17 protein-coding genes are annotated in these 21,991 nt (G+C 52.0%); 5 read left to right on the top strand and 12 right to left on the bottom strand.

The genetic code is table 11. The features are described 5' to 3' along the window. Positions 1–181 precede the first annotated feature (181 nt). The 5 genes from ACO0LK_RS22065 to ACO0LK_RS22045 all read left to right on the top strand — a co-directional run bounded on the left by ACO0LK_RS22065 (position 182) and on the right by ACO0LK_RS22045 (position 8,745). Positions 182–3,052, top strand: a complete 2,871-nt coding sequence (locus ACO0LK_RS22065) for a TonB-dependent receptor (protein WP_422978891.1) — start codon at positions 182–184, stop codon at positions 3,050–3,052. Positions 3,053–3,054: 2 nt separating this feature from the next. Continuing rightward, positions 3,055–4,497 (top strand): YfcC family protein, encoded by a 1,443-nt coding sequence (locus ACO0LK_RS22060; protein WP_422978889.1) that lies wholly within the window; start codon positions 3,055–3,057, stop codon positions 4,495–4,497. Between the two features lie 5 nt (positions 4,498–4,502). Continuing rightward, complete coding sequence (locus tag ACO0LK_RS22055; RefSeq protein WP_422978887.1) at positions 4,503–5,417, top strand: LysR substrate-binding domain-containing protein; 915 nt, start codon at positions 4,503–4,505, stop codon at positions 5,415–5,417. Between the two features lie 70 nt (positions 5,418–5,487). Next, positions 5,488–7,413 (top strand): CocE/NonD family hydrolase, encoded by a 1,926-nt coding sequence (locus ACO0LK_RS22050; RefSeq protein WP_422978885.1) that lies wholly within the window; start codon positions 5,488–5,490, stop codon positions 7,411–7,413. A gap of 81 nt (positions 7,414–7,494) precedes the next feature. Further along, a complete protein-coding gene (locus tag ACO0LK_RS22045) occupies positions 7,495–8,745 on the top strand; it encodes a CapA family protein (protein WP_422978883.1) in 1,251 nt (416 codons plus the stop codon). A 118-nt stretch (positions 8,746–8,863) separates the two neighbouring features. On the opposite strand, the gene ACO0LK_RS22040 is transcribed toward ACO0LK_RS22045, so the two are convergent. From ACO0LK_RS22040 to tmk, 12 genes are all read right to left on the bottom strand, one after another. Then, on the bottom strand, positions 8,864–10,942 hold the full coding sequence (locus ACO0LK_RS22040) for a 3-hydroxyacyl-CoA dehydrogenase NAD-binding domain-containing protein (protein WP_422978881.1): 2,079 nt from the start codon (positions 10,940–10,942) through the stop codon (positions 8,864–8,866). Positions 10,943–11,235: 293 nt separating this feature from the next. Further along, positions 11,236–11,946: an ABC transporter ATP-binding protein gene (locus ACO0LK_RS22035; RefSeq protein WP_422978879.1), complete on the bottom strand. Its 711-nt coding sequence runs from the start codon at positions 11,944–11,946 to the stop codon at positions 11,236–11,238. Continuing rightward, complete coding sequence (locus ACO0LK_RS22030; protein WP_422978877.1) at positions 11,943–12,707, bottom strand: ABC transporter ATP-binding protein; 765 nt, start codon at positions 12,705–12,707, stop codon at positions 11,943–11,945. The genes ACO0LK_RS22035 and ACO0LK_RS22030 overlap by 4 nt, the downstream gene beginning before the upstream one ends. Continuing rightward, a complete protein-coding gene (locus tag ACO0LK_RS22025; protein ID WP_422978875.1) occupies positions 12,704–13,990 on the bottom strand; it encodes a branched-chain amino acid ABC transporter permease in 1,287 nt (428 codons plus the stop codon). The genes ACO0LK_RS22030 and ACO0LK_RS22025 overlap by 4 nt, the downstream gene beginning before the upstream one ends. Positions 13,991–13,993: 3 nt before the next feature. Further along, complete coding sequence (locus ACO0LK_RS22020) at positions 13,994–14,941, bottom strand: branched-chain amino acid ABC transporter permease (RefSeq protein WP_422978873.1); 948 nt, start codon at positions 14,939–14,941, stop codon at positions 13,994–13,996. A gap of 96 nt (positions 14,942–15,037) precedes the next feature. Beyond that, positions 15,038–16,273 carry a branched-chain amino acid ABC transporter substrate-binding protein gene (locus ACO0LK_RS22015; RefSeq protein ID WP_422978871.1) on the bottom strand — a complete coding sequence of 412 codons (1,236 nt, stop codon included), beginning with the start codon at positions 16,271–16,273 and terminating at the stop codon, positions 15,038–15,040. 109 nt (positions 16,274–16,382) lie between these two features. Then, on the bottom strand, positions 16,383–18,035 hold the full coding sequence (locus ACO0LK_RS22010) for a 3-(methylthio)propionyl-CoA ligase (RefSeq protein WP_422978869.1): 1,653 nt from the start codon (positions 18,033–18,035) through the stop codon (positions 16,383–16,385). Positions 18,036–18,329: 294 nt separating this feature from the next. Next, positions 18,330–19,244, bottom strand: a complete 915-nt coding sequence (locus ACO0LK_RS22005) for a 23S rRNA (adenine(2030)-N(6))-methyltransferase RlmJ (RefSeq protein WP_422978867.1) — start codon at positions 19,242–19,244, stop codon at positions 18,330–18,332. Between the two features lie 105 nt (positions 19,245–19,349). Beyond that, entirely contained in the window at positions 19,350–19,853 is a 504-nt protein-coding gene (locus ACO0LK_RS22000; RefSeq protein WP_422978865.1) for a GNAT family N-acetyltransferase, read from the bottom strand. 10 nt (positions 19,854–19,863) lie between these two features. After that, positions 19,864–20,253: a PilZ domain-containing protein gene (locus ACO0LK_RS21995; protein ID WP_186945163.1), complete on the bottom strand. Its 390-nt coding sequence runs from the start codon at positions 20,251–20,253 to the stop codon at positions 19,864–19,866. A gap of 21 nt (positions 20,254–20,274) precedes the next feature. After that, entirely contained in the window at positions 20,275–21,309 is a 1,035-nt protein-coding gene (holB, locus tag ACO0LK_RS21990) for a DNA polymerase III subunit delta' (RefSeq protein ID WP_422978863.1), read from the bottom strand. Then, a complete protein-coding gene (tmk, locus tag ACO0LK_RS21985) occupies positions 21,306–21,962 on the bottom strand; it encodes a dTMP kinase (RefSeq protein WP_422978862.1) in 657 nt (218 codons plus the stop codon). Before tmk ends, holB begins: the two co-directional genes overlap by 4 nt. Positions 21,963–21,991 lie beyond the last annotated feature (29 nt).

Raw genomic sequence — 21,991 nt, 5'->3', positions numbered from 1 at the left:
CCCTTAAACACCCTTTCTTCACTCTAAAACACCACTAAACCACCGCTCAACCCATACCATTTTTGCATACTACAATCCGAAATTATCATAATATTGCATGAAACATTGAGGCCCACCTACTATCGTCTCAGGTAATAGCAAACGCAAAATTGCCGCGGAACCAATAACCCCAGGGATGATTATGAAAATGAAGAACAGGAAGGCGATAGCGGCGCGCAGTGCGGTCGCACTCAGTTTGGCTGTAACACATTTTGCACATGCACAGGAGGCTCCAGCAGCCCCTGCCAGTGCAGCACCGGCAAAAGACGATGCCTCGGCCCCGGTGCAACAGGTGGTGATGACAGGATCGCGCATTGCGCGCAGGGATACTGAAACCAGCGGTCCCATGCTGACACTGACCAAGGATGACCTCAAATTCGCGGCACCGACCTCACTCGGCGACATCATGCAGTCGCTGCCGAATACCGGCGTCAGTCTGAACTCCAACGGTACCCAGGGTACATCCTATGGAGTCAGCTCTATCAACCTGCGCTATCTGGGCAGCGCCGAAGGCAGTGGCAACCGCACCCTGGTACTGGTTGACGGACACCGCTGGGTCAATGCAGCCGGTGGTCGTGGTTTCCGCGACTTCACGGATCTGAATACCATCCCGCTTGGCATCATCGACAGTGTTGAAGTACTGAAAGACGGTGCGTCGGCCATTTACGGTGCCGATGCCATCGCTGGCGTGGTGAATATCCATACCAAACGCAAACTTGATGGTTTCGAAGCCAACATGCGCCTCGGTACGTCCTCACGCAATGACGATGAAAATTACAATGGCTTCCTGAACTGGGGCAAACGCTTTGAGAAGGGTTCCGTGTTCCTGTCAGGAAGCATGAATGATTCACGCCCTATTCTCTCAGCAGACCGGGAACTGACCAGGGTGGCTTTGTCCCCACTCACGGCCGCCGGCACCAGTCCACAAGGCCTTTATGTATTGCCTGGCCTGTCCAATAACGCCTACTTTGGCACGCCAGTTGGCTTCGCATCGAATGCGGCCAACGCTGTCACGCGCAATACCGGCGTCACCAGCATAGGAGCAAGTTCTGCGGCAGACAACAGTTTTCACACTGCCACCCTGCCCGGCGACTATTACAATCAGCAGACCCAGGGTCTGTATGCCACTGGCCCCAGCAAGACTGCCGGTCTGTTTGGCCGCCTGACCTACGAGATATCGCCAGATCTGACAGCACATGTGGAAGCTACCTACACCACTCGTAAATCGTCACAACTGTTCTCTCCTTATCTGCTGGATATTCGCGGCAGCAACGGTTATTCGATTTCCAAAGATCAGGCGTATAACCCTTTCGGCACCGCCAACGGCGTCCCGGCAGCGAATGCACTCGGCTTTTCTGGTTCTAGCTTCCGTATCCAGCGGGTACCGGTCGAAGTCGGTAACCGCGAGGTAATGCAGGATGTCAAGATGAGTCGTCTGCTGCTTGGTCTGGAAGGCACGGTCTCTCTGTGGGGTGACTGGAATTGGGATGCAACGCTGTCCTATTCGAAAAACAAAGCCAGCTTCGATCAAAGAAATGGCGTCAATTTCGACAACCTTTACCGCGCCATGACCTCGCCAGCGACCTGCGCTGCCGCGCCTGGTTGCGTGCCTATCGATCTGTTCGGCACCATCACGCCAGCCATGGCAGACTATATACGTTCGTATTCACACGATACCAACGGCACCAGCCAGACTGATTTCAGTGTGAATGCCACACGTAATCTGATGGAACTGCAAGGTGGCCCGCTGGGTATTGCCACAGGTTATGAATATCGCCGTGAAATGGCGTTTGACAGCCCGGATCCTTTTGTATCGCAACCGTCAACCGTGCTGCCCCTGGTATCAGGTGTCGCACAGTCCACCACCTCGGCAGCTGCACGTAACCCAACAGCCGGTTCTTACTACCTGAACGAAGCCTATGCAGAACTGAGCGCACCGTTGCTGGCCAATCTGCCATGGGTACAGAAGCTGGAACTCGATGCTGCCGTGCGCTATTCGCGATATTCCACCGTTGGTGGCAAGGCAACGACCAAGCTCGGGGTGTTGTATCGCCCCTTCAATTCGCTGCTGTTGCGTGGAACGTATTCTCAGGGCTTCCGTGCGCCATCCATCCTTGAGTTGTATCAGGGCGTAAAACAAACCAGCTTCCCAGTAGTTGATCCATGCAACGGCGGCGGTGCCGGCCTGCCAGGTTGCGCCGGCATTCCCACCAGCTATAACCAATCCCTGTATAGCAGCGGTACTCCGCGTGGCGTCACTTCCGGCAATCCCGACTTAAAACCCGAAAGCGCAGATACTTACTCTGTCGGTTTTACCTATGCGCCAGAACAGTTGAAAGGTTTTAGCGTCACTGTCGATCAATTCAAGATCAAGATCAAGGACGCCATCGCTTCGCAGACTGCCACCCAGATTCTGAATGCCTGTGCCCAGACGGGAACCTTCTGCAATCTGGTACAACGTGCCAATACCGGCGAAATCGTGCAACTGACACAAGCACTGGTCAACCTGTCGCGCATTGAAGTACAAGGTGTCGACATGACATTGCGCTATCTGTTCCCGGTTGCCGGTGCCAAGATTGATGCAGCACTTGATCTGGCGTATTTGCAGCATTACAAATCCTATGTACCGCAGCCGGATGGCAGCATCGTGGTTGACGAACGTGCCGGCAAGGCCGATCAGCCGCGTTCAACCTTCCCGCATCTGAAGGCACAGGCCTCGCTGCGCTATATCGGCACTGGCATTACGGCTGGCTGGAAAGCACGTTACATCGGTCCAACTGCTGACGTGCCAAACAACGCAGTCAATGGCGGCAACATCCCAGGAACGTTGTATCACGATCTGCAACTGTCGTATAACTTCAGCGACGGCAAAACCAGCATAGGCATGGGTATCGATAATGTCTTTGACAAGCAACCACCGGCGTCGGCTGCCAACAATCCTATCAATTTCGATATGTACACCTATGACGTACGCGGCCGCTACTTTTATACACGTGTGAACACCAGGTTCTGAAAATGACTATGTCCAACATGATAGACAAGCCAGACAAGGCAGAATCCGACCAGCCCGCGACAGATAACATTGTCAAACGGCGCTGGGCGCTGGAACCAGTCATGATGATGTTCATCGCGCTGGCCATAGGTGTGCTTCTGACCTGGGTCTTGCCATCCGGCGAGTACCAGCGCAGCGGCGCTACCGAGGTGTCGCCTGTGGTGCCGGGAAGTTATCACTCCATACCCAAGACCATCAACGCTACGGCACTGATACAGCAACCGCAAAGCAAGACCGAGGCCGCACCGTTGTCACCGATGGCAATCTTCACTTCCGTGCCAGCGGGGCTGGTGAAGTCAGCCAACCTGATCTTCATGATCCTGCTGCTGGGTGGTTTGCTGGGGGTGTTTCGTGCTACGGGTGCCTTTGATGCCGGGATTGAGCGGCTATTAGGCCTGACCGGCGGGCGTGTCGTGGTATTGACACCAGTGGTGATGGTGATTTTATCGGCTGGCAGCACCTTCCTGGGTATGATCACGGAGTATCTGATCTTCATTCCGGTAGTGATTGCGATTGCAGAACGCCTGGGCATGAGCCGCTTGTATGGATTTACACTGCTGACCCTGGCAGCCAAGGTCGGCTACCTGGCATCGGTGTCGAATCCACTGGCCCTGCTGATTGCCCAGCCCATCGTCGGGGTACCGGTATTCAGCGGTGCACTGGTGCGTTTGACGCTGTGGGCGATCTTCCTGACGCTGGCTATCCTGTTTGTATTGCGCATGGAACCACGTCCAGTCAAAGCTGCCGTCTTTGAAAGCAAGCCTTTGTCAAAGCCACACTTCCTGGTGATCGCGATCGTCTGCATTGCACTGGCAGTACTGGTGTATGGGTCAACAGCACTGGGCTGGCGCGACTCGCAATTTGCCACGCTGTATATGGTGACCGCGTTATGCGTCGGGCTTGCTTATGGCATGGGAGCGCGTGTTGGTGCCCATGCGTTTGTCGAAGGCATGAATTCGATGACGCTGGCGGCGCTGCTGTTGGGCATGGCACGGGGTGTGGAAATCGTGCTGCGTGAAGGCCGTATCCTGGACACCATCATTGCCTATGCTTCGACTCAGGTTGAACACCTGTCACCGATACTGGTTGCACCTATCATCATGGGGCTGGAAATGGTCTTGACGCTGTTGATACCGTCTACATCGGCCAAGGCTGCGCTCAGTATTCCCATTCTTGGGCCTATCGGTGAAAGCGTCGGCGTCAGTGGGCAAACCACGGTACTGGCCTTCATACTCGGCAATGGTCTGGTGAATATGTTTTCGCCGACTTCGGGCATGTTGCTGGCGTTCCTGGCGGCTGGTGGCATTCCTTATGGTCGCTGGTTCCGCCTGATCCTGCCGCTGTTCGGCATCTTCACCGTAATCGCCGCCATCGCTACCATGCTGGCCGTGGTACTGCACTACTGATCGCCATGAACGAAGACCTGCTCAATCTGAAAGCCTTGCGGGCGTTTTACGAGATCGTCCGCACTGGCTCTGTGACTGCTGCCGCCACTCGCATAGGCATGTCGCAGCCTGCTGTCAGCCGTCAACTGGCACAGTTGGAAGCGCTGATTGGTTTCGAGCTATTCCATCGTGATCATGGCAGACTGGTACCGACGCAGGATGGCTTGCTGCTGTATGAGGAAGTGTCTTTGTCACTGAATGGCTTCCAGCGCATACAGAGTCTGGTCAGCGACATTTCAGGTTTCCGTATCGGTCACCTGAAACTGGTAGCGCCACCCAGCTTTTGTGAAGGTATCTTGCCTGACATCGTTGCAGCCTTCAGTGCCCGCTTCCCGCGCGTGCGCATTTCGGTTGATTCGCATAGCCGTGAAGTGGCGAAATCCATGATCGCCACCCGCACTGTCGATGGTGGCTTCCTGGTCGTCCCAGTCAATCGTGATGACTTGCGTGAAGACCCGGTCTGCATCAATGAAACGGTGTGTGTCTTGCAGGCAGATAATACGCTGGCCAGTCACCGCACCCTGACACCAAAACTGCTGCGCGGCGAACCGCTGATCTTGTTGGGGTATGGACAAAATTCACGCGCCACCATTGATACCACCTTCTCCCGTGCAGGTGTGCAGCCCGATGCCCGCATTGAAACACATACCGTCAGCTCAGCCTGTGCCTTTGCTGCCCGCGGGCTGGGAGTGGCTCTGGTCAATCGCCTGCTGGCCGAGTTTTATATGCGCCCAGGTCTGGTCATGCGCCGCTTCGAACCGATACTGAGCAATGAATATGCATTCGTCACCTCATCACTATCGACGCCCAGCCGTCTGGCCACAGAATTTCTGAAAGAGACCAAGCACTATTTTGCCAACAAGAATTTGCCGGAACTGTGATGTTACGCCATTTTCCTTAATTTTCGTGGCTTTGCTTTAGTCGAACTGAACCAATATTTGAAAGTAAGCTATGTTATTCATATCCACCCATGCCGCAGCCGGGCAACCCGTCGCCGCTGCGGTGCCGGTTGTCGGCCATGTACCATCAACTGGCACAGTCAAAATGATGCACAGTGTCATGGTAAGCATGCGCGACGGCATCAAACTGGCAACCGACATCTACCTCCCCGTCACCAGCGATCCGACCCAGCGCTTTCCTGTGATATTGGAACGCACGCCATATGGCAAGACGCAACCCAGTCGCAGCGAACGTACGCTGAACGATCCCATACCTATAAGCCGTGCAAGCATTGCTGAATTCTTTGTGCGTCATGGCTATGCCGTGGTGTACCAGGATTGTCGCGGGCGTTACGAGTCTGAGGGGGTATTCGTCAAGTACACCAGCGATGGTGAAGATGGCTATGACACCTGTGCCTGGATCATTGAACAGCCATGGTCAAACGGGCGCATAGGCACCAAAGGTCTGTCGTATGCAGCGCATACCCAGGCAGCATTGGGTAGTACCAGTGCGCCCGGGGTGGTTGCCATGTTTTTTGATTCTGGTGGCTTCTCGAACGCTTACCAGGGTGGCATACGCCAGGGTGGCGCGTTCGAGATGAAACAAGTCACCTGGGCCATCAAGCGCGCGATGGAAAGCCCCGGCATCCTTAGTGATAAAGAAAAATACGATGCACTGGCCTCGCTGGATATCGAAGCATGGTTTCGCCGCGTCGAGCAATGGCAGCCGGGCGCGTCGCCGCTCAGTCTGGCACCCGAATATGAAGATTATTTGTTCGACCAGTGGCGGCGCGGTACTTTTGATGACTACTGGCGCCAGCCTGGCCTGTATGCTGAAGGCTACTATAGCCAGTTCCCGGCAGCAGCCACAGTACACATGTCGTCCTGGTATGACCCCTATTCGCGCACGGCCTGCACCAATTACGCTGGCCTGATAGCCGCCGGTAAAGGCCCTGCCTGCCTGATCCTTGGACCCTGGACGCATGGCAACCGTTCGCAGACTTTTGCCGGTGATGTCGACTTTGGTCCTGCCGCGACACTGGACAATAACCTGGCACCAGATTTCCTGACATTGCGCCTGCAATGGTTTGACCGCTATCTAAAAAACGATGCTCAAGACAATAATGATGCTTTACCAAATGTGTGCATTTTTGTGATGGGTGGCGGCAGTGGCCGTAAAAATGTCGAAGGACGCATGGAGCATGGTGGAAGCTGGCGCGTCGAATCCGGATGGCCGCTACAGCGCGCCCGCGAAACCGCATATTACCTGCATCAGGATGCTAGCCTGTCAACTGACATGCCGCAGCAAGAACAGGCGCAACTGGCCTATGATTACGATCCGCATTGGCCAGTGCCGACCATAGGTGGGGCCGTCACCTCGGGTGAGCCCCTGATGGTAGGCGGCGCCTATGACCAGCGTTGTGGCCCGGGCATCTTTTTTTGCGATGCTTCCAGCGCGCCACTTCGAGAACGTGACGATATACTCGTATTCCAGTCCGCAACGCTGAACGCAGATGTTGAAATCACGGGTGCCATCAGTGCTGTCTTATGGATAAGCTCAGACTGTATCGATACCGACTTTACAGTCAAACTGATTGATGTCTACCCGCCCAACGCCGACTATCCGGAAGGCTATGAAATGATACTCACCGATGGCATACGGCGCGCCCGCTATCGCGATTCATGGGAACAACCAGAGATGATGGTGCCCGGCACCACCTATCGTGTCACCGTGGATGCTTTCCCAGTCAGCAATGTCTTCAAGGCTGGGCACAAGATACGTATCGATATTTCCAGCAGCAATTTCCCCAAGTTTGACTGCAATCCGAATACGGGTGCTGCCGAAGGTGTCAGTGGGCCGGTGAAAGTCGCTCGTAATATCGTCTTTTGTGACAGCGTACGGCCTTCGCATGTTGTGCTTCCCATCATTCCAGCATAAGTTTACACAAACAAATTTCAACAAATATGTACACATAAATAAGTACACGCAAATAAGTACACACACATATAAAGGCACACCATGAAACAGCATGGACGATTCGCCCGCTCTATCCTTTCTGCCCTGCTACTGGGCTTGTTCTGCCAGACCAGCACGGCGCAAACAGGCAGGCATCATATCTTGCTGACCGGCCAGGTAATGTTGCAGCATAATTTGGCTACCTATGACACGGCCAGGTACGCCAACAATGTCGAATTACAAAAAATCAGGCAACAGTTGGACAGCGTTTTTGCGCTCATGCGCAACAGCGAAACGGTAATACTGGAACTGGAATCAGCGCTGAAAATTGACGCAGCCCAGGCCCGTGCAGCAGAACCGGGGCGTGACAAAGAAAGCGATTTTTTTCACGAAGTGAGTAGTGAAAGCATCGTCAATCTGATCACGAAACAAATCCGCTTTGCCCCTAATCAGGTGATGTTTGCTGCCGCCAATAACCATGCCAGCGATAATGGCCTGGCGGGCATCACCTCATTGATCGCCCTGTTTCAGAATTTGAACATCCCTCTGGCAGGCATAGGTGATGAAGCTGCGGCAAGCGCACCTCGTTATCTGCCGCTGAAGTCCGCCAAGTCGCCGGGCCAGCAAGTCACTTCAGTTGCCTTGATTGCCTTCGCCACCGACAAGGTAAAATTGCAGGCAAAGAAAACGGCGATTGGCGTCAATACCCTGTCCATTGCAGATACTGCCAATACCGTCAACACCGAAGACCAGCAGCGCATAGAGCTCAGCATCGCCGAAGCGCGCAAGCAACAGGCCATTGTAGTCGCCTACCACCACAATCATCACTGGAACCAGAAACAAGTCAACCAGGCCGGCGGTATCGAACAATGGCGGGTAGATTTTGCACACCGCTGCATAGAGCGCGGGGCCGATGTATATTTTGCACATGGCGAGCCACGCTTGCAGGGTATAGAAATTTATCAGGGAAAACCGATTTTCTATGGCCTGGGCAATTTCTTTTTCCAGACCAGGAAAGTCAATTTCTACCAGTCAGAAGTGTGGGAGTCGGTGATGGCTGAACTGGAATACGATGATGCAAATTCACACACCATCAAATCCATCAAACTGACACCCGTTGCCCTCAATGAAAATGGTGCTGAGCCTGTATTCATGCAAACACGTGGTTTACCGGCACTGGCGGATGGCGTACAGGCAAAAAAAATCCTCACCACATTGCAAGCGCTGAGCGAAAAATTTGGCACCCGCATCGATATTGATGACAGCGATCCAGCTGCCATCGTGGGATATATCCGCGTAGCCAAGCCCATCTAAGCAATTAAACCGGCCGTCAACAGGACATGTAATAAAAAAAGCGGTTGATCATTCAGATCAACCGCTTACAGAATTGCTACCTGTTTATTATTATATTTATTTCAAACCTGGATAAAACTTAGTTGAAAGTTTTACCTTCTGCCGCCAGTTTGGCCAACAACGGCGCTGGTTTCCATGCATCGCCATGACGACCTTTGGCATATTTTTCCATGGACATGACAACATTTGTCAGACCCACCGTGTCTGCATAGAACATGGGGCCACCGGTGTGCAGCGGGAAGCCGTAGCCTGTCAGGTAAACCATGTCGATATCCGATGCCCTGGTTGCAATGCCTTCTTCCAGAATATACGCCGCTTCATTCACCAGCGCGAATATCAGGCGTTCGACGATTTCCTGATCGGAAATTTTGCGACGTTCTACACCCAGATCAGCGGAATGCTTGATGATCATGTCATTCACAACGGCAGAAGGATAGGCTTTGCGATCGCCGGGTTTATAGTCATACCAGCCCGCACCAGTCTTTTGACCATAGCGTCCCATTTCGCATAACAGATCGGCTGTTTTGGAGTAAGTGATCTGTGGTTTTTCTACGTAACGACGCTTGCGGATATACCAGCCAATATCGTTACCTGCCAAGTCACCCATACGGAACGGCCCCATGGCAAAGCCCATTTTTTCTACTGCCTTGTCAACCTGTTCCGGTGTGCAGCCCTCTTCCAGCAGGAAGCCGGCCTGACGGCTGTATTGTTCTATCATGCGGTTACCGATGAAGCCATCGCAAACGCCGGATACCACGCCGGTTTTCTTGATTTTCTTGGACAGGCCCAGTACGGTTGCCAGCACATCCTTGGCCGTTTTCTTGCCGCGTACGATTTCCAGCAACTTCATGACATTGGCCGGACTGAAGAAGTGGGTACCGATAACATCTTCAGGGCGTTTGGTAAAGTCGGCAATCTTGTCGACATCCAGCGTAGAGGTGTTCGATGCCAGGATGGCACCTGGTTTCATGACTTCATCCAGTTTCTTGAATACCTGTTCTTTAACGCCCATGTCTTCAAATACGGCTTCAATCACGATATCGGCCTGGGCGATGTCTTCATACGCCAAAGTGCCAGTGATCAGAGCTACGCGCTGTTCAAATTTCTCTTGCGTCAGCTTGCCTTTTTTCAGGGTGTTTTCATAATTTTTACGGATGGTGGCCAGGCCTTTTTCCAGCGCTTCCTGCTTCATTTCCAGGATTTGTACCGGTATGCCGGCATTCGCAAAATTCATGGCAATGCCGCCGCCCATGGTACCCGCACCGATAACGGCAACCGATTTAATCGGGCGTGTCGGCGTATCTTCTGGCACATCGGGCAGTTTGCTGGCCGCACGCTCGCCAAAGAAGGCATGACGCAAGGCTTTGGATTCGGTAGTCTGTACCAGGTCAACGAACAGTTCACGCTCAAACTTAATGCCATCATCAAATTTTTTGGTGACTGCTGCGGCTACGGCTTCCACGCATTTCAACGGCGCTGGGAAAGGCCCTGCCATGGCGCGCACGGTATTGCGTGAGAATTGCAGGTAAGCTTCGTAGTTGGGGTAATCGATCTTGATATCACGCACACGTGGCAAAGGGCGCACATCAGCTACTTTTGCTGCAAAAGCCAGAGCGGCCGTCAACACATCAGCCTCCACCACTTCATTGAAAATGGCTGTCTTGGCCAGTTTTTCAGATGGTACAGGTGTACCAGAAACGATCATGTTTAACGCCATTTCCAGCCCCAGTACGCGTGGCAGGCGCTGTGTACCGCCAGCACCAGGCAAGATACCCAGTTTAACTTCCGGCAAGGCTATCTGCGCACCTTTGGCGGCAACACGGTAGTTACAACCCAGCGCCAGTTCCAGGCCACCACCCATGCAGACGGTATGGATTGCGGCAACCACAGGTTTGGTAGAACCTTCCACCACATTGATAACAGTATGCAGGCTGGGTTCGGCAGATGCTTTCGGGGAATTGAATTCCTTGATATCTGCACCGCCAGAAAACGCCTTGCCCGCACCGGTAATCACAATGGCCTTGACGGCATCATCATTCAGGGCCTGCTTCATCCCGTTAACAATTGCCGTACGCGTGGAATGACCGAGACCATTCACAGGGGGATTGTTCAGGGTAATAACGGCAATATTGCCATTCACTTGGTATTCTGCGCTCATGTCTCTTCCTATATTAGAAATGCGGTTTGGATTCCCAATTGCCTGGCGTCATGGCCGGACAACTGTCTGGTATCTGTAAAGCAGGATATAAAAGCGATGCTGTCCTTACTATACCTTAAAATAGAACGATCGTATTATTTTAATCTAAAAATTTTTTGATAGCTATCCAATAATACGTTTGGCAGTTTTGAAGTGATCAGAATGCAGGTATCCGTATCACCCAGACAGGACAAAATTAACTTGTCTGGGCGATACGGACAAAAGCCTTGTCCTGTGTTCGACGGCTACGGCGGCTAAACCTCCAGCCACTCCTTGCGTATATTTTCATTCGCCCGCAAATCTGCCGGGCTACCTTCAAAAACTATACTGCCATGTCCCATTACATACACCCGCTGTGAAATTTCAAGGGCAATCGCCAGTTTTTGCTCCACCAGCAAGACCGAGATGCCGCGATTTTTCAATTCCTTCAGGTATTCGGCCACCAGTTCCACAATCTTTGGTGCCAGGCCTTCGGTCGGCTCATCGATCATGATCAGGTCAGGGTCCCCCATCAGGGTACGGCACAGTGTCAGCATTTGCTGTTCGCCGCCCGACATGACACCAGCCTGAGTATTCCTGCGTTCACGCAGGCGTGGGAACATCTGGTACATGTCTTCCATGCTCCAGCGTGGCTTGCTGTTTTTGTCGCGGCCAGATTTTTCACCCAGCATCAGGTTTTGTTCCACCGTCAAGCTCGGAAAAATATCCCGGTTTTCAGGCACATAACCCAGGCCGCGATGGGCAATCTGAAAGGCTTTCAAACCGATGATCTCTTCTCCCTTGAACAGGATAGACCCCGTTGCATCCACCTGCCCCATGGTTGCCTTCACCGTAGTCGAACGCCCTACCCCGTTGCGCCCTAGCAAGCTGACAATTTCGCCAGGATTAACGTGCATGTCCACGCCATGCAGGACATGGCTCTTGCCATAGTAAGCATTCAGATTTTTTATCGTGAGCAAACTCATTCAACCTCCGCCGGTGCGTGCCCACCTAAGTAAGCATCTTTGACTTTCTGATTATTGCGGATATTGGCCGGTGTATCACAGGCAATCACTTCGCCATATACCACCACGGCAATTTTATCGGCAAGGCCAAACACGACGCTCATGTCATGTTCGACCATCAACAGTGTCTTGCCGACGGTGACCTTGCGTATCAGCTCCACTGCGGCATCTGATTCAGAGCGACTCATACCCGCCGTTGGTTCATCCAGCAAAATGACATCTGCGCCACCGGCAATCGTGATGCCGATTTCCAGCGCACGCTGTTCAGCATAAGTCAGCAGGCCAGCGGTGATATTGCGCCGGCGCTTCAGCCCAATTTGCTCCAGCACGGCTTCGGCCCTTTCATGCGCATCCTTCAAGCCACCCAGTCTGTGCCAGAAAGAGTACTTGTACCCCAAGGACCACAGTACGGCACAACGCAGGTTTTCGTACACCGACAGGCGATGGAAGATATTGGTGATCTGAAAACTGCGTGACAAACCGCGACGGTTGATTTCGTACGGTTTCAAGCCGCTGATGCTTTCACCGTTCAGCAAAATATCGCCTGATGTAATCGAGAAACGGCCTGATATCAGGTTAAAAAGGGTCGATTTGCCCGCACCATTAGGTCCAATGATGGCAAAACGTTCCCCTTTAGGCACTTGCAAAGTCGCACCACGAATGATTTCTGCACTACCAAAGGACTTGCGTACTTCTTTTAATTCCAGCGAAAAGCCACTCATGTTTGCGCCCTCCGCATCTGTTCTTCAATTTCTGAATTGACATCACCCCAGTGACGGCTAAAGCCCCCCTTAAGTCTGGTGCAGGCAAAGATACCCACCGCGATAATGGCTAAAGTTACCAGCCATGCCGTGTGACTGGCCGTATCAACGGTCACACCAAACAGGTTGATAACCGAACTTTGAGTGGCTTCCAGCGTACGCTGATACAGCATTTCCACGCCAATGATGATGCCAAATGTAGTGAATGCCCCTGCCAATACCAGTTTCCACATGGCAGGCCAGACCCGCTTGAACAAACCAAACTTGGCCACCCGCAGATTCATCATAATGATACTGGCGATACCACCCGGGGCATACATCACTATCAGGATGAAGAACACGCCCAGGTATAGCTGCCAGGCTTTGGTCAGGTCAGACAGCATGACTGTCAGGAACACGCCAATCACCGCACCGATCAAAGGGCCGAAGAAAAAGCCTACACCACCGATGAAGGTGAACAGCAGCACCGCGCCAGAACGTACGGCACTGACGTTTTCAGCCGTAACAATCTCGAAATTGATGGCTGACAATCCGCCTGCGATACCGGCAAAAAATGCAGACAAGATCAAGGTCAGATATCGCACCCACTGGGTGTCATAGCCGACAAATTCCACCCTTTCAGGATTATCGCGTACGGCATTCACCATGCGTCCCAAGGGAGTTTGGGTGAAAGCATACATACCGATGGTGCTGATGAACAGCCAGAAGGCAATCAGGTAATACACCTGGATTTGCGGTCCATAAGTGATGCCCAGGAATGGCTGACCAATCACCCTGTTGGTGGCAATGCCGCCTTCACCACCAAAAAAACTGGGGAACATCAGCGAACCGGCGAACACCAGTTCCACCATGCCAAGGGTAATCATGGAAAACGTGGTTCCTGATTTTTTGGTCGTGACATAACCGAACAGAACACCAAAACACATGCCAGCGACACCCCCGATCAAAGGTATCAGTGTGACGGGGAATATCAGACTGCCAGCAGCTAACATATTCATGGCGTGGATGGCGAAAAATGCCCCCAATCCTGAATACACGGCATGTCCAAAGGACAGCATGCCACCCTGCCCCAATAACATATTGAATGACAGGCCAAAGATCATCACCGTACCAATCTGTGACAGCAGTGACAGTGAACCACCCGCACTAAAAATCAGAGGAGCGACAATCAGCAGGATTGAAAAGCCGCTCCAGATCAGCCAGCGGGCAATATTGATGGGTTTGAATACTAAAGGTTTGCTCATCTTTTATCCTTCACGCGTACCGAGTAAACCTCTGGGCCTGAAAATCAGGATGAGTACCAATAACAGATAGGGCAATATCGGCGCGACCTGGGCGATGGTAAGGCTCAACAACGAATAGCCTGGTGCGCTGGCTGTTATTGACATGCCGAACAGGGAAAAAAGTGACACAAACGAAAAATCCAGTGCCACGGCAAAAGTCTGCAAGACCCCGATCAGCAACGACGCCACGAAAGCACCTGCCAGCGAGCCCATGCCACCAACGACCACCACCACAAAAATGATGCTGCCCAGTGTGGCTGCCATGCCTGGTTCCGTGACAAAGGCATTGCCACCCACCACGCCGGCAAGCCCGGCCAGAGCACAGCCACCACCAAATACCAGCATGAAAACCCGTGGCACATTGTGCCCCAATGCTTCTACCGTATCCGGATGGGTCAGTGCTGCCTGTATCACCAGACCAATGCGGGTACGGGTCAGCAAGAGGTAAATCGATGCAAGCATCAATAAGGCCACCAGCATCATGAAACCGCGATACATGGGGAATGTGGTGGTGTACAGAGTAAACAAGGGCCCATCCAGTGCTGCGGGGATAGGATAAGGCACGGTTGAGCGGCCCCAGATCAGTTGCACCAGTTCCACAATCACGTACGACAACCCAAAGGTAAACAACAGTTCCGGGATGTGGCCGTATTTATGCACCGAGCGCAGTCCGTAACGTTCTACCATGGCCCCTATGAAACCAACCACCAGTGGGGCGAGAACCAGGGCAGGCCAAAAACCAATTTTGACACTGATGGCATAGGCAAAATAGGCTCCCAGCATATAAAAGCTGGCATGGGCGAAATTAAGTACGCCCATCATGCTGAATATCAGAGTCAGTCCGGACGACAGCATAAACAACAGCAGGCCGTAACTGACGCCATTCAACAAAGTGATCAGTGTGAATTCCACAGCAAAGATCCTTTTCAGAAAATTCTTGAACGATCGTACTATTTATAGGTAAAAAAAGAGAGGGCACTATACAAGTGCCTCTCTTCTCTGCGTTATTTAGCCAGGTCGTTTCATTTGGCAAGAAGATGGCTGGGAAGCGACAAAAGAATCGATCTTCTGATTGGTCTTCCACCCCATGCCAGTATTTTCCTGATCAAACTTGACATCCTTGCCGTTGGTTTTGACCCAGGTGGCAATATACAGCGGCTGCTGGATCTGGTGATCCACCTTGCGCATTACATCATCACCGTTGAGGCTTTTGAAGTTCAAACCTTCCAGAGCAACGGCTACTTTTGCAGGTTCGATGGATTTGGCTTGCTTGACAGCCTGGGACATCGCCATCAGCACCGAATAGGTTGCGATGGAATAGTAGTCATCCTTGTACTTGCTCTTGAAACCTTCAACAATATCCTTGCCAGAGAAGGTTTCGTTATTCGGATTCCAGTAACCCACGTATTTAACGCGGTCCATACCTGCTGTACCCATGGCAGTTGGCACACCGGTCGTGGCTGCATAGTAAGTGTAGAAATTGGCTTTCAAGTCTGCGTCTTTGGCGGATTTGATCAGCAATGCCAGATCAGCCCCCCAGTTACCTGTAATTACGGTGTCAGCACCAGACGCCTTGATTTTTGCCACGTAAGGCGAGAAGTCCTTGACCTGACCAATAGGATGCAAGTCATCGCCAACGATTTGTATGTCAGGACGTTTGCGTGCCAGGTATTCTTTGGCAGCACGTGTTACCTGCTGACCGAAAGAATAGTTTTGACCGATGATATACACCTTCTTGATATTCTTGTCAGCGGCCATGAAAGTCGTCAGTGCTTCCATTTTCATATCTGAATTGGAATCAAAACGGAAATGCCAGTAGCTGCATTTGCTGTTGGTCATGTCAGGATCTACCGCAGCATGGTTCAGGTAGATGATTTCCTTGCCTGGATTACGTTCATTGTGCTTGTTAACCGCATCAAGCAATGCCAGCCCCACACCCGAGCCATTTCCCTGGGTGATATAGCGGAAGCCCTTATCGATGACGGTCTTCAAAACATTCAGGGATTCCTGCGGGCTGCCTTTGTTATCAAAGCCGACCACTTCAAATTTATGTTCACCTGCCCATTTTTCTGCATTCGCCTTGTCGGCAATGAACTGATAAGAATTCAGGATGTTTTGTCCAACTGGTGCAAAGGCACCTGACAGTGGATCGATATAAGCGATCTTGATGGTATCTGCCATGACCGCTGGTACGGCGAAGGTTAAAGCGACTGCGGCAAGGCTTGCACGTAAAGGAAATTTCATTTGTCTCTCTCCGGTATTCTCGTAGTTTGGAATCTAGATTTTTTTTCGTTTTATCGCCACTTCACAGGCCACTGCGGGGTACAGAAAACCACGCGCAGCCTGTCACTTCCTATGCAGTTGGTAGTTTATGTTCCTTGAATTGCTCCCTGAGTTTATTTTTCAAAATTTTGCCGGTCGCGCCCAAAGGCAGGCTGTCGATAAACACCACATCATCCGGCAACCACCATTTTGCGACCTTGCCATCAAAATATTGCAATAGCTCTTCTTTGCTGACTTCGGCTCCCGACTTCTTCACTACCAGCAACAAAGGACGTTCATCCCATTTAGGATGGAATACGCCTATGCATGCTGCCTGCAAAACTGCCGGATGTGATACCGCCACATTTTCCAGGTCTATCGTGCCTATCCATTCACCGCCTGACTTGATCACGTCCTTGCTGCGGTCAGTGATCTGCATGTAGCCATCACCGTCTATAGTCGCCACGTCACCGGTTGGGAACCAGCCATCTTCAAGTACATCACCACCTTCGTTTTTATAATAATGGTCAATAATCCATTGTCCCTTGACCAGTAAATTGCCATAGGTTTTACCGTCCCATGGCAATTCCTTGCCAGCGTCGTCCACGATTTTCATGTCAACGCCGTACAATACGTGTCCCTGTTTTTCCAGTATGGACTGCTTTTCATCTTCATTCAGATCAGTGTGTTTGGCCATCAGCGTGCCCGCCGTGCCCAGTGGCGACATCTCTGTCATGCCCCAGGCATGAACCACTTCCACGCCGTAGGTGTGGCGCAAGGTCTTCATCATCGCCGGCGGACATGCCGAGCCACCGATGACAGTGCGCTTGAAGCTCGAAAACTTAAGGTTGTTTTGTGCCACATAAGTCAACAGCCCCAGCCATACCGTAGGTACACCTGCCGAGAATGTCACTTTTTCCTGCTCAAACAATTCATACAGAGATTTGCCATCCAGATGCGGGCCAGGGAATACCAGCTTGGACCCATTCAGTGGCGCAGAGTACGGTAAGCCCCAAGCATTCACGTGGAACATGGGTACGACCGGCAAAACCGAGTCACGCGCAGAGACATTCAAGCCGTCAGGCAAAGAAGAAGCGTAAGAATGCAGAATGGTGGAACGATGCGAATACAGCGCACCCTTGGGGTTACCCGTAGTACCCGAGGTATAGCACAGGCTGGAAGCAGAATTTTCGTCAAATATTGGCCATACAAAATCTTCGCTGTTGGCATCGATCACATCTTCATACGCCATCAGGTTAGGGATTTTGCTGTCGGCAGGCAACCTGTCACGATCGCACATCATGATGTAACCCTTGATCAGCGGGCAATGACTGGCAATTGCCTCCACGATAGGCAGGAAAGTGATGTCGAACAGCAGGTACTGGTCTTCGGCATGATTGGCGATGTAGGCAATCTGCTCCGGATGCAACCTGGGGTTGATGGTGTGCAGGACAGCGCCAGAGCCGGATACGGCGTAATAGGCTTCCAGATGACGGTAGCCATTCCAGGCCAGGGTGGCGATACGGTCGCCCATTTTGACACCCATACCGGCGAAAGCATTTGCCAGTTTTTTGGCGCGCTTGTGGCACTCGGTGTAATTGTAGCGATGAATATCACCTTCAACGCGACGGGAAACGATTTCGTTTTTTCCGAAATAACGATCGGCATGCTCGATAAGGCTGGAAATAAGCATGGGCTTGCTCATCATTTGCCCCATCAAAGGGCTCATCGGGTAAGACGACATTTGTTCTCCTGAAAGATGCGACGTTATGGATTACTTTGCTGATCACCTGTTAGGCTGAATTTTATTCTTTACCGATTTTTGTACGACCGTACTAATTCGTCAATCAGTATTTCTTCCGCAACGCACAACCAGGACTACCCACATCTTTCCGGTTTCTCATTCTCCATAAACAAAAATGCGGAAGAATCCATCTTCCGCATCGCAACAATCATGAATCGGGACTTGTATCGCAAAAGCGAGTTTTATTATTTCGCCTCTCGTTTTTGCCCGCTTCCACCGTACTTAATTTAGCATTTATTTTTGCAAACGCTTGCCTGGCATCGGCCCATCACCGGATTCCAGCACAAAATTGGCGCTGGAATCCCGACCCAATACGCTGACCAGGTAAGGCATGACTTCCCGCAGTGTGGCAACCAGGGTCCAGGGTGGATTGAGGATGAACATACCGCTGCTGTGCAAGCCAAAACCATCTGGTGTAGGACCACTGATGGACAGCGTCACGTTGAGCCAGCTATTGGATTGCAGGCGCTTGAGTTTTTCAGGTAGGCTGCGTGACTCCTGTCTTTGCAACACCGGATACCAGACTGCAAATGTACCTGTAGGGAAGCGCTTCAGCGCATCTTCCAGGCACACCTTGACGCGACGGTAATCATCCTTGACTTCATAGGGTGGGTCGATCAACACCAGACCACGACGTGACGGTGGCGGTAACAGTGCTTTCATGCTTTCAAAACCGTCGCCAGCAGATATGATCACGCGCTTGCCACGCACGGTTGTACGCCGGCCCTGTTCGGCCGCATGGGCATCCAGCTTGCGAAAGTTTTCGGCAAGTATCTTGATTTCACTGGGATGCAACTCGAACAGGCGCAAGCGATCCTGCTCGCGCATGACAGCGTTCGCACAATACGGCGAACCGGGGTAATAGCGCATCTTACCACTCGGGTTCAGGTCCCTGATCAGCTTCATATAGGAAACCATGGCCTCGGGCAGGTCTTTCCTGTCCCACAAAGGGGCGATACCGGTCTCGTACTCTGCATTCTTGCTGGCATAACCACTGTCCAAAGAATACAGGCCAGCTCCGGCATGTGTGTCTATGTAGGAATAGGCCGTGTCTTTTTGCCCCATGTATTCCAGCAACTGGACCAGGACAAAATGTTTAAGTACATCGGCATGATTGCCAGCATGAAAGCCGTGACGATAGCTGAGCATAATGAAAAACCTTCAAAAAATAAGAAACAACGACTTGCATGGCAAGCCGTTTGAAAATGACAACAAGGTGAAGCTTCAGGAACCGTGCTGATGCTGCTGACAGGCTCAGGCTACACGCTTGCCAAGAATGATTAAATCGCGCTCTATGCCATCCAGTGTGGCGACGCGTGGCATATTGGCCCAGGTTTCAAAGTCAAATGCAGCGAATAATTTCAGGCTGGGCAGATTGTGACCAAAAATAAAACCAAGCAGGGTATGCACATTAATGGAAGGCGCAAAGGCAATGGCCTGACTCAAAAAATACCGTCCCAGTCCTTTTCCCCGGGCTGCTTCATGCAGGTATATCGACAATTCGGCGGTACCTGAATAAGCTGGCCGGCCGTAAAAATTGGAAAACGAAAGCCAGCCTATGACCTGACCATCCTGCTCGCAGACCCAGAGCGGGCGCGTTTCAGGACGATGTTCATGAAACCAGGCGTGCCGGGATTCAACACTGACAGGTTCGGTATCGGCAGTCACCTCACGCGAAGCTACTGTGGAATTATAAATGGCGACGATTTGCGGCAAGTCATCAAAACTTGCCAAACGGTGTGTAAATGCTTGCGACATCTGTTCAAACTCAAAGTGTATGGGTCGCTCTGGACGAACGCACCGCAGCGCCAAGTAACTCTTCCACGCGCAGACGTATGCGGGTGCCACTCTCGTCATCCGGGAAGTGCACACCTATGCCCTGAGACTTGTTGTTACCGGCCCCGGCTGGCGTAATCCATGCCACCTTGCCGGCAATAGGATATTTGTTCGGATCATCGAGCAGGGTCAAAATCAGGTAAATCTCTTCGCCCAGACGATAGGTTTTATTGGTGGGAACAAAAATCCCGCCATTTTTCAAAAACGGCATGTAAGCAGCAAACAAGGCTGCTTTTTCCTTGATGGCCAAAGACAGCACCGAAGGACGATTGGGTGAAGGTATATTGAGCGGAACACTGGGATCTGCTGGTAAATCTGACATTTTTCTGGCTTTCGCAATGCTTTAATCAAATAGTGCAGAGTATTCCAGCAACATATCTTCCAAAAACAATTTGGCGGATAAAGGATGGCTGGCAATGGCCTGTCTTTCATTGCAATTCTTGATGAATTTCTGCAAAACAGCTTCATTCACATGCAACGACAAGGCTCTCAACTCCTTTTCATAGCGAGGATGATACCGGATTCTGCCACTTTGTTTATAGGAAAATATATCGTAAAGCCAGCGCTGTAGCCATCCAACGACGACTGGCATGTCCATTTTCTGCATTTTATCGGCAGTCCTGAGGCTAAGTTCTGTGCCTGGTTTGCTCAGATACCCCAAAAACTCATCCAGATCCGCACGCAAATCCGACTGTGCCATCTCGAAAGCCGCCAACGGTGCCCCGCCCTGCTGCGCCAGCCATACATCGGCATCGCGCGCACCTTGCTGCTGCAGCCATTTCAGCGCAACGGCCGGGTCAGGCAAACCAAGCGGAAACTTGTGGCAACGTGACAAGATGGTCGGCAACAAACGGTCTATGCTGTTTGACACCAGGATAAACACGGTATTCGGATTTGGCTCTTCCAGCGACTTCAGCAAGGCATTCGCAGCCGGCACATTCAGCGCTTCCGCCGGATACAGGACGATGACCCGCCTGCCGCTGCGGTGCGTAGATATGTTCATGAAATCCGACAGGGCACGAATCTGATTGATAACAATCTCTTTCGATGGTGCCTTGCTGGCTTTGGTGGTTTTGCTGACCGGTTCTGCATCTGCCTCAACGGACTGTGCTTCATCTTCGTCCAGCAATTCTGGACGTACGCGACGGTAATCAGGATGGCTGTATTGGGCAAACCAGCCGCAGGAACCGCATTGCTGGCAGGCATGGCCACCGTCGCCCGGGCTTTCACATAACAGGGATTGTGCCAGGTGTTCGGCAAACACCGTCTTGCCTATACCTTGCGGGCCATGCAACAGAAAGGCATGTGGCAAACGTTGCCCCAATGCCTGCAATTGCTGCCAGGCGTCTTGCTGCCAGCTGTAGAGTGGATGGGTCATGCTGCCGATTGAGCGCTATCCAGCAGCTCATCCATCAATTTATCCAGTTGCAGGCGTATGTCGGCGATGCTTTGAGTCGAATCGATGATCCTGAAACGTTGTGGAAATTCTGCCGCACGACGCACGTATTCCTGCCGGGTGGCGGCAAAGAAATCGGCCTTTTCCTGTTCAAATTTATCCAGGTCGCGGGTCGCATCAAGGCGTGCCCTGGCCACTTCCAGTGGTACATCAAACAACAGGGTCAGGTCTGGTTGCAGATCGGGGTGTACCCATCGTTCCAGCGTATTCAGTTTATCCAGCGGCAATTTCCTGCCGCCACCCTGGTACGCAAAAGTGGCGTCGGTAAAGCGATCAGAAATCACCCAGTCACCCCGTTCCAGCGCAGGCTGTATTAGTTGCGCCAGATGTTCACGCCTTACGGCGAACATCAACAGGGCTTCTGTTTCCAGATGCATCTTGTGTTGCAGCAGTAGCGCCCGCAAGGTTTCGCCCAGGAGTGTACCCCCAGGTTCACGACTACAAATGACTTTTATGCCACGTTTCTGGAGTTTTTCCTGTAGATACTCTGCGACGTAAGCGATATGCGTCGATTTGCCGGCACCGTCTATGCCTTCAAAGGTAAGGAATTTTCCTGTTTGGTTCTTGCTCTGCATATTTTTGAAGATGGGGTCGTTATTACTAT

Origin of the sequence: Undibacterium sp. Ji49W (assembly GCF_049340205.1) — a bacterium.
Classification (GTDB): Bacteria; Pseudomonadota; Gammaproteobacteria; order Burkholderiales; family Burkholderiaceae_D; genus Undibacterium.
The sequence above is the reverse complement of the archived record's forward strand: the minus strand, read 5'-3'. Positions and strand labels throughout refer to the sequence as shown.